The sequence below is a fragment of the Rhizobium sp. 1399 genome, from assembly GCF_031455475.1.
GTDB lineage: Bacteria > Pseudomonadota > Alphaproteobacteria > Rhizobiales > Rhizobiaceae > Rhizobium.
Genome location: NZ_JAVDSU010000015.1, coordinates 68,600 through 82,921, shown reverse-complemented (window position 1 = coordinate 82,921; position 14,322 = coordinate 68,600). Strand labels below are relative to the sequence as shown.

The 14,322-nt window shown below is 61.0% G+C and carries 4 protein-coding genes; 2 read left to right on the top strand and 2 right to left on the bottom strand.

Features of this window, described 5'->3' with window-relative positions:
* Positions 1-289: 289 nt before the first annotated feature.
* On the bottom strand, positions 290-922 hold the full coding sequence (locus J2X71_RS32155) for a M23 family metallopeptidase (protein WP_310388775.1): 633 nt from the start codon (positions 920-922) through the stop codon (positions 290-292).
* 291 nt (positions 923-1,213) lie between these two features.
* On the opposite strand from J2X71_RS32155, the gene J2X71_RS32150 reads away from it, so the two are divergent.
* Entirely contained in the window at positions 1,214-8,326 is a 7,113-nt protein-coding gene (locus J2X71_RS32150; RefSeq protein WP_310388773.1) for a hypothetical protein, read from the top strand.
* Positions 8,327-8,633: 307 nt separating this feature from the next.
* Here J2X71_RS32150 and J2X71_RS32145 read toward each other — a convergent pair whose 3' ends face one another.
* Positions 8,634-9,155, bottom strand: a complete 522-nt coding sequence (locus J2X71_RS32145) for a hypothetical protein (RefSeq protein ID WP_310388772.1) — start codon at positions 9,153-9,155, stop codon at positions 8,634-8,636.
* On the opposite strand from J2X71_RS32145, the gene J2X71_RS32140 reads away from it, so the two are divergent.
* Positions 9,120-14,162 (top strand): hypothetical protein, encoded by a 5,043-nt coding sequence (locus J2X71_RS32140; RefSeq protein WP_310388770.1) that lies wholly within the window; start codon positions 9,120-9,122, stop codon positions 14,160-14,162. The two genes, J2X71_RS32145 and J2X71_RS32140, sit on opposite strands and share 36 nt — an antisense overlap.
* Positions 14,163-14,322: the final 160 nt, after the last annotated feature.

The following is a 14,322-nucleotide window of genomic DNA, read 5'->3' as shown; positions in this document are numbered from 1 at the left end:
CCGATGCAGGAACATCTGGTGTCGATGATTGGGCCGGATTGGACGCGCCGGTTTTGTTCTCCACCGGAGTAGGCGAAGGCGTGCTCGGCGAAGCTGGGACCGATTGCGGCCCATTCGTCGCGGGGGCCGATTGAGCGATCGCGCTTGGAGCTGCAGCCAATGCCAGGAGCGTAGCTGCGAGCACCAGATAGCAACGGAGCGACTTGGATGCGGCACTGTCCAACGAGATCATGTTATCCCCTTCTGCTTAAAATCGTGGCAGGCCGCCACAGGCCGCATCGCTTGAAAATCAAGCCTCGTCGCAAGGCACGTCTCGGTCGTCATCGTCATAGGAGAGCGCCCATCCGAGCGCCCTCAGAGGATCGAGCAATTTGCCGTCGGCGTCGCGCTTGAGCTGCAGATGAAGGTGCGTCGAATATTTGCCGCAAAGGTTGGGGGTGAGACAAGGCTGAGCGCCAGCGGCATTACCCGTACAACCGGCATAACCGACGATTGTGCCCTTCGAAACGGACTGCGGGCCACCATCAAACCGGTCGAGATGGCCGAGAATGAAGCGGTAGGCGACACCGGCAAATGTGAAGCGGAGGTGCACACGCAACCCCATGTCGTTGGCTGTCGTGCGCTGTTCTACCTCACCGTCGGTCATAGCCACGATCGGCGTTCCGTGCGGCGCAAAGATATCAACGCCCCCATGACTGTTGACCGGCGTGCGCGGGAACATGAAACCGCTCCATTTGGGCTTCCAGCGATTATTCGCATAAAAGCCGCGAAGTTCACCCGCACGGCCAAGGACAGCCGCCCCCTCCAATTGAACGGGATATAGCGCCGTCGTGAACGGTGTAGTCGTTACGAGACCTGCCGGAAGAATTGGCGTTTCGGCCGGCGTGAACATTGCATTCGGAACTTCGATATCCTCGCCCATATGTCCTCCATCTGAAAGTATCGTAAAGTTCATTTTCGGACGCCCGGAATGTTGACACAGGCGAATTGTTATTGCAAGTTATGCTTGCAAGCATAACAGTATTTTTGCCAAGCAAAAAATCAGATAAAATATCAGGGTCGATTCTTACGTTTGCTATGCTCTGTCCAAACACAATGGATTCGGCAAGTAAATTTGTGCGTCCAATTAATAATTCCGTCCTGTTGTCATAGACTCGTCTCCTGTCAACGGGGCACGATCTCGATTTCGCGGGTATCGGACAAGGGGGTACTGATGCCGCAATCCGCACAAGCTTACATCGCAATGATGGCGATTGCGGCAACGCCGGATCGCTCTGGTCGTATGGCGATTTTCATCGGAACCGAGGGGCCGCCGACGGCTAATCCGCCTTTGCCATGGCTTGTCAGTTTTGCCGATGCCGATCGCGCGGAGACCTGGTTTAAGACCGATGGGGATAGGCCGGGAGAAGGCGTTGCCACCATCTTCGACCTGCCGCCGCCGATGGATCTCCTAAGCACTTGGTTGACGGCGGGGCCGGTCGGCATCTGCGACGGAAGCGGCGACGATCTCGAAGCGCGCATGACACCGGCGACCGGTCCAAAGGCAATGTCGCGGCTGTGGATCGATCATTTGATCCGGGTTCATTTCTACACGGCCGGCCAGGAGTTTCGATTTGGCGAAGCGCCGAAAGATCTTCCTTTCGTGCGGCTCGACACCGCGGGTTTTGTCGTGACAGAAGACGGCAAGCCCGTCGATGATCCTGCTTGGGTTGTTTCACGGCTGCGGCTCGATGCGGCCGTCTCTTGGGCGGATTTCGCGGCACAGCCGCGCGCGAGAACCGAGCTCGACGGTTATCGCATCGTTTCTCACGTGCCTTTGGCGGTCAACCCGCACATGCGGGCCAACAATGCCGATGGCCGGGCAAAGCAGTACGATGCGCGCGCGGTACTTATTGGCGAAGCGGTCCGTCGGGATCAGCAAGGCGCCTTATGGTCTCAGCAAACTCCTTGTGCGCCGGCCTTTCGCGCCATAGGCTTGCGTTTTTCGGATGTCGATGGCCTGACGCCATCACAACCTGTCGTGCCGGGAAGCCTCACAGGGACCAGCTTCGCCCTGACCGATCTGATCGGCAACGATCACGCCTATCTGACCGATCGCACGCAAGCAACGGCCGCTTCCTTGTTTGCCAATATCGACGGCTTGGCGGATACGCCGCCGGACAATCTCATTGCCGTGCGACGACAGATCGGCTTTCGCCGAATTGGCGCGGACAAACCACTTGTGCTGCGTGCCGAGCTCCACTTGGCGCTCGCCAATATCGCCCATTGGACGCCTTTATGGGATGGTGTCGCGGGGCGGATAACGGGGCTCGATCGACCTGATTGCCTGCGCACAAGCAACGCGGATCCGTGCCTTATCCTCGCCCAGGAGCAAGTGTTCACGGATATCGGCACGGATTTTGGCGATGTCGATGCTGCCAAATGGCTCGTCACGGCACGCATCGAGCAAGGTCGGGGCACCTCGTCGGTCGAACAGCTCCTGGCGCGCGCGGTTGGACAAGCGCAGAGCTTGGCCAAGCCTGCCTTGCGCGCCTTGCGGCCGGAGACTGGCATGTCGAGCATTCCGGCGATCGACATTGACGGCATGGCACCCTTGTCTTGGTACTCGGTCGGCGGCTTCAAGCCTGTTTCGACTGATCGGCGCATCTATGTAGGGCCGAACAACCCACCGTGGTCCATGGCCCGCTGGATCGGCGCGAAGCTGTCGTTTCGCTCCTTCCAGCCGGTGCGTGCCGAGGATGCGTGGCGCAATGCACCCCGGTGGCGCTCACGCCCAGTCAGGCTCGATCTTTCGACCGTCTGCCTCGTCGATGGCAACCCACTCACGTTGGCGCCCACACCGGGCGCCATGCTTGAGGCGATCGATGTTGCGCGAACGCTCAAACTGAGCCCCGATGCGCGCTCGCAGCCGCTGCCGGATGAGGGGGTGTGTTTTCAGCTCTCCGGCATGTTTGCGCCAGGACAAAAGGCGCAGCAGGTGCGGATTGGTGCCCTACAGTTTGATCTACGGGCAGATGCACCATTTGTGCAAACGATCAAGCTTAAATTCGATCGGAGGGCTGACCGGAACCCACGCAAGCTCACCGTGGCGACGCGGCTGGAAGTGGTGAGCGCGGTTCCGATCGAACAGGACCGGTTGGGGGGACGGCGGCGCCTGGGCGAGACGCTTGATGTGCCGGTTCTGATCCGACTCGGTGATCCCCTCGCAGGAGAACAGGGGTTCGAGCTTGTCGGCTCGGAACGGTTCGATAGAGGCACCGATCAGCAAGTCGAATGGCGCTTCCGGGGGCCTCTCATACGATCTTCAGGCAAGCTGCTGGTCATTGACCCACAGCCATTCCGCGTCGCTGCGGTGGAGTATGGGTTCAAGCCAAGTCCCGACAATAATGAAATCGCCTTGTGGCGGCGCAGTGACGACGGTGATTTCGCCTGGCGTGTCACGGATCCGGACGAAACCGTGCGTATGCTTTTGCCGCCGCAGATCATCGGTGAGGCAATGGAGCGCTATGTCGACGGCGCTGACCATGCGCTCGACGACATCGCCCCGGGCAAGGCTGCCGCTGCACGCTTCGGATCGCTGACCCGCATCGATTTCGATCCGACCTATCGCCAGACGGGGACGCGCGAGCCGAGCTGGAATCTGAGGCGCGTGTTCGACCGCATTGCCGATGCAGCGCCGGGCGCACTTGTTCGCGATATCCGTTTCGAGCTTGCCTACGGGCTTGTTGCGCGCCATCAACCCCAGAACGAAACCTGGCTCGCAGAAATGAGCGGGATCATAGGTGCTGCCCCCGATGCGCTCGACAATGGCGATACCGGTTCGCAGTTCATCTCCTATGGCAATGACATACTGCGCTTGGCTGACCATCGTCTGGCTGTCGACAAGCTATGGTCAGGACGTCCCGAGAGACGCTTCGAGACGAGTGATGCACTGACATTTGGCCTCCGGGCAAAAACGCAGGACGGCGGCCCGCGCACGAAGCTGCGTTTCCCTGTCGCCACCGGCTATCCCGACGCAGGTGATGACCCGACAGCGCGACGCCTGCGCGATACGTTCGAAGATCCTCGCGTAATTGATAACCGCAGTTTCGCGGGTGGCATTGCGTGGGCCTTTCCGAGCGTAAACATTCTGACGGAAGCATACGATCAGCCTGTCACCACAGAGGGCCGGATCAGCGACATATACCTCTCGGCCCTTGGTGGCTGGGGGCAACAGCGCGCGGCCTTTGCGCAGGGAAAGTCCGTCGTCGAGACTGAAACGGCAATGGGCCGCCTCGCTGTCTACAAACTGGAGCGGCTCGGCCGAATCGGTGGTCTCGGCCACCGCGCCAAGCATGTAATCGTCTATCGCCGCACGGTGGCGCCCTCCGCCCAGTTTTTCAACGCTGCATCGATCGGCATCAAGCAGGACGAGCATGCCGGGCGGCCGATCCTGCGCAAGGTGGAAGAATTTATCGATATACTGGAGCCAGAGCGGCGTTATCCGGAGAAGGGAAACAGCTTACGCGAGCCAGGCTGTCTCGCAGGCGCCCGGTTTGTCAGCCGGCGAATCCTCGTCGACAGCGATTGGGGCGGAGATGTCCGCAACGAAGGATGGATGGTGCCGCTATGGCGCGCAGACATGTTCAATGCCGCAAAAAAGACCGATCCGGGCGACCCGGACAGTCCCGCCAACATCTATCCAAAGCCCCTCGTCCAGATGCTCATGAACAGCGAAGCCGGCGACGAGGTACCAATTGCAATCGATAGTCCCGAACGCCTGGTCTTCTACACGTCGACGGTTAGTGGTGAGACGGCCGACAACATTGACGACTGGCACGCGGTGGAGAGCATAGATTTTTGCGATGCTCCGCCACCGCGCGTCGAGGCACTTGAGCCGCGAAGCGAGGCGCTGCACGACGGCTCACTTCCACCGGCGCCACGGTCTGCTGGCGGTCACGATCGACTGACGCTCGCACTGGTGGATACGCAGCTGCCGATCCGGGTCGGTGCCGGAAGAACAGAGACAAGCCCCGCCGCGCCGCTCAAGAACGTGACGATCTCTCGGGCAAGACCGAGAGCCCAGCCTGCGCCAGACAGCATGCAACAACCAGATCTGGCGCAGGCTGCCGGTGACGCAGCGGTTACTTTTGCGGCGAACCTTCGCGCCCGTCTCGATCGTATGTTTGCAATTGTCACAGCCCGATTCGAAGGGCTCGGGCGCGAAATCCTGGGCGGTCGCGAGCGCGCGGTCGAAGCGGTCGAAGGCGCCCGTGACGAACTCAAGGCGGAACTGAAAAAGCTGCATCAGGATCTTGAGCGCGAAGCCACCGAGGTGACGAGCAAGCTCGACAAGGTCTCGTTTGACCCAACGTCGTTGGCCGGCAAACTAACGCGCGAATTGCAAGAGCAGCTGACAAAGGAGCGCCTGCGGCTCAAGGAGAGCGCGGCCGGCGCGATCGAATTGGCCGCCGCCGATCTTCTGGCGCGAGCGGGAGACGTGGCCAAACGCTGGACGGACGAGCTCGACGCCACGATCAAGCTATTGGAGCTTGTTGCGGTCAACCAGCCCATTGCAGAGCTGCAGAAGAGCTCGAAGGATCTTCTCGAAGGAAAGATCCGTCCGGCTCTCAAGGCGTTGCAGGACGATACGCTCCACGCCAAGCAAGAGATTGTTTCGCTGCTGTCGCGGCTTTCCCCCGCCATTGATCGAGTTCAACGTGCGCTCGATTTCAGGCCTGAACTTCGCAACCTCCAGCGCGAGGTCACGGCCGGTCTTGTTCAAGCGCAAACCGCGATCGCGGATGCACGGCAAACGGTTGGGAGCTGGCAACCTTTTGGTAGCGCTGATGATGCCGCGGCAAAGCGCCATGACTTTCTCGCGTTCACCGAGCTTGCCCGGCGCAGGGTGCTCGAACTCAGCGGCCGGCTGCAGACGCTCGCAACGTCGCCGGGTATCCGATCCTCGCTGGGTCCCGGGCAAACGACCAATGACGCTGGCCTGATTGCGGGTGCGATCCAGGGTCTACGGGCACTTGACGCCGTGCTCGGCAAGCTCAACCAGGAAGCTGAAAACTTTCCCTACCCACCGGGCGACTTTGCGGCCCTTCAAGCCCGTCTCGATGGGTTCTTGGCCGAGCTCGATGAAGGGATCTCCACGGCCCAAACGAACGTTGCAGCGCTGATCCTTGGCGCCATCCGGACCGACATCAATTTGATGTTGGTCTACGAAGCCCTGGTCAACCAGCTGAATACGGATTGCTGGAGCGCAGTGCTTGATCCCCTCGTTGCCGAAGCTGACGAGGTTTGGCGCGCGATTGGGGAGGCACAGGAGGCGGCAAGCGCTTTCTTCGACGCTGGACAGACGGCCACAAACGAGGCGGCCGAGGCGGCACACGCGCTGGCGTCTGGCTTGCAGAGCAGGGCTGCCAGTTTCATTCGCTCGGCGCGAAGCTCGGTCCAATCAGATATCGCCGATATCAAAGCCCGGATGCTCCAGGGTGTCACGGCCGCCGACAACACACTCAGCAAGGGCATCGACACGATCGTTGCGGCTGCGCGGGCCTATCTGATCGAGGTGGGCACGGTCGTGGCGCCAACGCCCGCCCAGAACCTCATCGACGGGCTTCGAAAGCAGATCGCAGCACCGCTTGATGCGGAAACGACCGTCGAACAGGAGATCGACGCGCAGATCGATGCGTTCGCAAACGCCCTGATCGCAACGATCAACAGTGTCGGAGATGAGATCGAGAAGGCGCGCGCGGCGATCGAAACCGCGGTGAACAAGCAGGCCCGGGAAATTGCCGGCCGGCTGGAATCTTATCTCGGTGGTGTCGAGCGTGAACTCGGCCGGCAACTAGGCGTACAGCCGGGAGACATAGTGGATGGCGTTGTCGCTGCGGCCGACCGAGCGCGCTACCTCTACCAGGAGGGCGACAATGTCCTCAGGCTAATCCGCGCCGTCGGCGATCCGCCCAAGACGGATGCGCTTGGGTTCAACCGGCCTGAAGTCGCTTATGTTTTCGATGTGCTCAAACCCGTCGTCGATGTAACGCCTGTTCTTGCACTTGCCAACCGCGTCAACGACTCCGCCGCGGCTGTCCAGCAGGCCGGCGATGCGGCAGGCAAGCTGCTGGAGTCTTTCGGCCTTCGCTTGCCTGTCAGCAGCCTTGGCCAGGATCTTATTCCCGATAAGCTCAAGGATCTTTCGCTCGGCAAACTGTTTCCAGACTTCGCGGGCCTAAATCTTGAAGGATTGCTCAAGAACGCCGGCTTTCCCGATCTTTCGGGCAAAGAATCGCAAGGGGTCAAGATTACCCGCGGTTTCGACAAAGATCGCCGCGAGGCGTGGCTGACCGCCGAGATTGACGTAAAGCTCAGCCGATCGGAATCAATCCTCGATATCGGCCCGGTTGCCCTGATGGTCGATCGGGGGCAGTTTCGAGCCGAAACCCGTGTTGCACTTGGCGCCGATGGCCGCCTTCAGAAGGAGGCGAAAGGACAGATTGCCGGGGACTGGCGCCTAGTGAGTGCCGGCATGGACGTCATCACATTCGAAAAGACCCCGCTGCTGTTCGATAAATCCGGAAAGATCGATTTCAAGATCGCCACGGACCGCATTCGGCTGGCTCCCTCGCTTGAATTTCTGACAAATCTGATGGCAAAGGTCGGAAAAGCGATGCCCGCCGGCGTCGAGCCGATCATGCGGGACGGCATGCCGGCGGGCCTTATCACAAAATTGTCGATGCAGTTGCCGCCCGTTCAAACCGGCGCGTTTGCAATCACCGATCTGAGCCTCGGTGCCAGTTTCGGGATCATTGCGATTCCTGAATTCGAGATCATCGCCTCGCTCGACATTGCCTCCCGGGACGCTCCATTCACGCTTGCCGTATGGCTGTTGAACGGCGGCGGTTATGTGTCGCAGCGTCTCTCATATCGCCCGATGGCCAGTCCGAGGCCTGTGCTAACCTATACGCTTGACGTGGCGATCGTGGCGGGCGTCGGCATCGGATTCGGATTTGGCCTGGTTTCGGGCGGTGTGTGGCTCCAGGTCGGATGCAGCGTCGCGCTCAGCTGGACCACCGGCGCAGGTGGCAATCTCACCACGGTGACTGCTTTTCTTCTTGCCCGCGGCAATGTCGACATCGCGGGGCTGGTGAGCGCAAACATCATGCTGCGCCTCGAAATCTCTTACGACGGCTCGACGATGGTGGCTCGCGGCACATTGCGCCTGAGCTTCCGCATCAGCATGTTCTACACGCTTCGGATTAATCAGGCAGTGCAATATCAACTGATCGGCGAGCGGCGTTCAGAGCCCTCAAACGACTATTCCCAATCTTTCGGCTGACGGCCAGGAGCGCGCAATGGTGACCTTCAAGGTACAGGCCGACCGCATCCAATCGAATGACGAGGCAACAGAAGCCTGGGTCGCGGTAAAGATATCTGCGCAGGCAGACCAGCCTCTTGCCGCCCCGACTCAGGCCGACGTTGATGCGCTGCTACCCTGGAAATGGGAGACGCTCGCCGGTGGTGCGTCCTGGACACCTCACAGCGCTGACGCCTGGGCGTTGTGGCTCATCGATCCGGCCGATCCCACCAACGCGGTCCCCGTGCCGCACACGCGGATTTCGGTCAGATCGCAACCCGTGTCCGTCCTACAATTCGAGGCGCGGTTGGACGCAGCCGTGGGAGCGATAGCCTCGCCACAAGGAGCCATTCGTCCGCAGAGCCTGCACTTGCCCGACGGGCAGGCGCAGGCTGTCACAGCCGGAACGGTGCCCGGCTTTGTCGAGCGCCTCGCCACCATGCCACATCCCGTACCGAGCGCTGCCAAGGTCCACGCACTTCTCGCAATCGTTGATATTGCGGGCTTGGGACCGGTGGATGGCCTGCAGATCCTTGCCGCGCCGCGCGTGACGCCCACGCCGGGCCAAGCGTTTGATGCCACTACGCTTGCCCCTGTCTATGTCGAGGACCCCGATAACCACGAGAATGTGCATTGGACGCTTCAAGGCACGAGCCATGGCGGTGAACTGAAAGCAAGCCGCATCGTGACCGCGATGCGTGCCGACCAGGCGGCAGGCCGGGTGCTCGATCTCTTTGACCAGACGATCGCGGTTACGGCTGATCCGCTTTTGACCTTGCCGACTGCCGAGGCGCTTGCGACCTTGCCTCAAGCACTCGCCGATGCGATCGACCCGCTTGCGCGGCTGCAATCGATTTTGGCCGAAGGCCTTCGCGAATGGATTGCCGGCGCCCCTGGACGTGAGGACCTCTTGCGCGCCGATCTCGGAGTGGGGGGAGCGTCGGGCCAGCCAGCGCCAACGTCCCTTCTGAAACGCATGCTCGACGCGATCGCCATCCAGGTTCTCGGCGCGCGTTATGATGCGGTCGGGCGCTTTGAGGTGCCGCTGGTCGAAGCGCTGGAAGGTCGCGAGGACGCCACATCCGCATTATTGCTGGCGGCCCATATCGCGGCAATGCCTGTTGGAGCCAACGAAAGCTTGCTACCTGCGGCCTGGCGCGTGCAGCCGCCAGCCGTCTTCGGCGCGACCTATCAGCCGGATGTAACCCTCAGGATCGCCGATGCCTCCCCATTCACCCTCGATCAGCTCCGCCAGCAGGCAGGATTTGATATTACTTCGACGCAAAAGCAGATAAAGCAGGACATCGATGTCCTGCGTTTGATGTGGAGCCATGCCGCAGAGGTCAGCGCTGCGCAACCCGGCGAGATTCGTGGACTTCGTTATTTCGAGCTGCCCCGCGAACAGCCAGGCGGAATGGGACTTCCACTGCAGCTCGTTCAGCGGTTCATCGATCCGCCCCCAGCGGGCCAGGGCCAGAGTGCGGATAGCAGCGACATTTTTGCCGGCGTTTCATTTGATCGCGTTCGCGCAAGCGCATCACTCGCTTTTGCGGCCCCGTTCATCGAAGGATTGGTCAGCGGTCGCACCGATTGGTCGAGGGCAAAGCCCGGGGACACCTCGACACCGCTGTTTGAACGGTTCAACAAGAGCCTTAGCGCGCTGCTACTAGGCGATGCTCAGGTTCAGGGTCTCTATGCGACGATGGCCGTTCAGGCGGCTGCAGATGCCGGCGTGGCGGCGGCTTCGCCGCTCTTCGAGCTCATCACCTATCTCCTGGACCGGGCAGCCGAAGAAGCGATCAGAATTGGCACGGCTCTTGGCCCACGCATCGACCCGTTCAAGACCGAAACGCAGCTGCCGCTTCCCTTGGCCTTCCAGATCGATCAGCTGCAGACCTTCTCGCGCCATGTGGATGATTGGACGAGACTATCGGGCTACGGGCTTCTGGTACGGCGCGCAGGAGCCGCAAACCCGACGCCCTTCGTGTCTCTCAACGCCGCGACGATGTTTTTTGGCCTTCGTCAACAGCCGGCACAGTCAAGTGATCCGGCGTTTCTTAAGGAGCTCAGGACGCTGCACGAAGCACGCGAGCCGGTCCCCGGCGTTGCCGCCGACGGGGCGCCAAGACTCTTTGTCGATCCCCATCCATTCGCCCCTGGTGATCAGGTCGGCGTCAGCGATGCGATTGCCGAATATGCCAATGCGTGGCAAACCGCTCCCATGCCGGGTCAGGCAGCTCTAGGACAGGACGGCGGCGCTGTCGGAGTCGAGGCGGCGCGCTTTCTCTTCGGTCCACCTGGCGCCCAGGCCCTCAAGCTTCCAACCTTGTCCTTTGGGCGGAGATATGAGATGCGCGCGCATCTTGTCGCCCAAGGCGGCGTACTCGCCCCCTTCGCACGCCATCCGAATAATCCCTATGTGCTGCGCTCTGACATACCCGATGCGCCATCGCTAACCGCGTCGATCGATTATGTGCGCACGGTTGCCATTTCCGCGCCGTCTTTCAGCACTGATGCACCGCCGCCGCCCACAGCGATCAACCTGCTTGCCAACGAACTGCCGAAACGGGTGCCGCGACGGCGGTTGGGCGCGGCGGGGCTGCGGATGAACCACAATAGGATAAAGGGCATGCCGAAGATTGCCTGCGCACCGGGCCCTGGTGGCGGACTGCGTTTTGCATTCGTCGTCGACAGCACCGGGCCAGCGCGCATCGATCTGTTCATCGAGGCCGTCGGGCAAGGCGATTACCCGCTCGCAATCGATCTGGCGGGCGCTGTCTCCGGGCAATGGTATCGGCTCGATATATTCCGCGACGGCAATGTCATCGTTTCGATGCGCCCGGTGGGTATTGGCGCCGAGGACGAACTCCGCATGTCGGCCAACTGGACCGAGGTCGCGCGCGTCGAGCTTCCCTATCTGCCGGATGCGGTGGGCCTGCGATTGGCGTCGGCGATGGATGTCGACGTAGAGCCGTTAGCGGTGACGCTGATTGCCGATATTGGCGGGAACGTGTCGGAGCTTTCGCAAAGCAGTGGCGGAGATGCACCGCGCGCAGCACCATTGTTGCTCGACGGGCTTGATCGCTCGTCACCACGACCCGCCCAACGCCTGTCGAACGGTCTTGTGCGATCGAGCGCGGTTGTTGAGGTCCGCGGGCCTTCTCTTGATCGCCACAGCTGGGAGCGATGGGTCAACTGTGCGCTCTTTGCCGATGGGGCAAGCTCCGCGCTACGAACACGGGTCGCAGCCACACTCGATCAACTGCAAGGCGAAGGCGCTGACAACCGGTCCGATCTGGCCGATCCTGCGGTCAGCGGGCTTTGGCTTGAACTTTGGGAAGTGTTTCCAAACCGCGCGCGCATTGCCAGTCCGCTCGCCTTCTTTGCCGATCGCGCCGATCCGTTCGCGCGAGCGCGCGTCGCGTTGGCAATATCGGTGGGCGAACCCGATTTGGCGGGCGGCGGCAGCTTCCTTCGCGATGGGGCTGACAAGGCGACCGTTCAATGCGTTGCGGGTCGCGTCTACGAAGTTCTCGCGCGCGCGGTAGTTCGCAGTCAGGACAGGCCGTTCGACGGGATCACGCAAAACAGGGATCGGCTCGGCTCGGCGCTGCTGGAGAGTTGTTCGCAAACGGTACTAACGGGCGAGACTTTGCTGCTCGGCCCAATCTCGGTGTTGCCGATCGAGGTCGCGACAGCCGAACTTCCCATCCTCAAGAGCGCGCAATGGAGCTCAAACACGGTCGTTCGGCGCCGCTGGGAAGGAGCCAGGCGAGTGGTCGATCTGAAGTTTCCGCCAGCGCTCTTTGTGGGTACCGATGGCGGGCGTCGCGCACTGCGCTACTGCGTGTCTGCAAGCCTTGCCCCGCAGCGTTGGACCTGGCGCGGAAGGCCCAGTCCCCAAGGCGAAAGCCAATTGTTTGACCGTGCCTTTGCTGGCCGGCGCAACAATGATCATGGCAGCCTGCAGACGGGCATGTTGCGTGTGGCTCACGCGCTTTCGCTCGAACCCGGCTCTGTCGAGCCGCCGCCGACGATCGTAACGCGCGATCTCGACTGGCGCGGCGGTTGGAATCTATGGCGCTTCGGTGTGCTGCTGAACAGCCGCTACAGCGCGTTGTTTCAACCTCATGTGCAGCATCTGGCTGCCAAGGAACTGCATCGAGACGATACGCGATACCGGTGGCTCGATGTTTCTTTACCCGATGCGGCTAACGGGCGTGCGGTCAGCAAGCCGCCGCTCATCCTGATCCTTCCGCTCACCGAAGCTGGCATCGATGATGGCATGGTGCCGCCGCTGCTTGCCTTGATCGCGGAGCCAATGCACGCGAACGACCATTTTGGTGACGGCGTCCTGGTAGCGGTCGACGTGACGCGCCATCCCTTTCCGGCTTTCCAGCGCGACAAAACGGCGACCGGCCTGCCGCCAGAGCAGAAGCTCAAATATTTGCCCGAGGTCGGACCCGATCCGATCCGATCCGGAAAAGCCCATCCAGGCGATGCGATAGCGATGCGGCTCGATGGCCCGATCGGTTACGGCTTCGATCTGGGGAGTGAAGCGGGCCGGGTAACGCATTCGGGCTACCTCATTTCGCCGATCCGCCACAAGCTCGACCCATGGTCGATGATCAAACTCAAGATGCGGCGCTTCGAAAGGTCGGGTCATCCGCCACCAGCTGATCCTGAAACTGGTCCGCTGAGCGTGCGCAGTGCGCAGTCAGCCCAAGGATTACCAGATGTCGGATCACAAGATGGAATGCCATTCGAGGGTTTGGTAATTGAGCCGCAGTTTTTGCTCGACACGGCGTTCGATATTCGTTTTTACCGTGAAGGCAGCTTCGCCGAAGGTCCGGTCGGCCAACGTCTCGAACTCATTGTGTCACAACATGCGGACGGCTGGTTGGTGAGCGTGTTTGTGCTCAAGGTCGATCCAGCCCATGCTGCCGATTGGACGAGCGCCGACCGTGCAGCAAATGCCGGAACTTACAGCTTCAGGCCGGGGCCGCACCGGCCACGAATCCGGCTGATTGTTTCGGCACGCGCCCGGCCGGAGCGCGATGCGGACTGGGCGCCTTCTGGCGACGTGTTGGTCCAGGCCAATATGGGCGATGGCGAGGTTGAAGATGGTGGCAACGGGTGGATGACGATTTTTGCTCTGCCGATTGAGGCGGATTTCCGTGCTCCGGTGTCAAGCGAGCCGCGTGTGATCGTCAATGTGCCTGTCCGCGTCGAACACGTGCGGTTGTCCGACTATTCTCCGTCTATCTGGTGTCAATTTACCGTTGCAAGTTCGAAGGTGCAGCTTGAGGCAATCAGTGCCGTGGGCGCGACTGTAGAGACGGTGCAGATCGAAGCGCTAGATTTCAGGCTTCCGAACGGCACGACGGACAAGGACTGGACCAAAATGATATTGCATCGGGCCGATCAGCCACGCCGTATGTTGGCCGACATTGCGCCGGAACCGGACTCCGGGTCCGAACTCTCAGAAAAACGGGTTGCCATCTTTACCGAAGATGCATTCGACATTTCGCATCAAGTGCGGGAACGGCCAGTCGTCGCAGTTCTGCTTGGGGACGTCCAGCATAAGACCAAGACCGTAACCGGTGTTCAGCGCATCTTGTGGCAGGATGATCCGGGCTCGAAGCCATCGCGATCCGGGCGGTGGCGGCTGTTGCGGGTGCTATGTCGAGCGAACGACGAAATCACCAGCCTGGAAGACTTATTTGCCGAGCCGTTCGATGCGCGCCCGCAAGTGCCGGCCGATGCGCTCGGAATGATCTTGACGGTGTCGCGGCCGTTTCCAGGAACGGACACCTGACATCGCAAGATCCTGGCAGCGCTCCTCACGAATCATCTGTCTCATCTGAAGTTGCGAGGTCGTTTGGCGGTGGCTTGATTCAGATGTTTCACCCATTTTTCGCTCCCCACCATGCTGTATGCAAAGTATTATAATCTGCATTTGTTTGTGTGAGCATAGG

Excerpts from the sequence above, each read along its gene's own strand:
- J2X71_RS32155 (WP_310388775.1), bottom strand. The coding sequence starts at position 922 with ATGGGCGAGGATATCGAAGTTCCGAATGCAATGTTCACGCCGGCCGAA.
- J2X71_RS32150 (WP_310388773.1), top strand. The coding sequence starts at position 1,214 with ATGCCGCAATCCGCACAAGCTTACATCGCAATGATGGCGATTGCGGCA.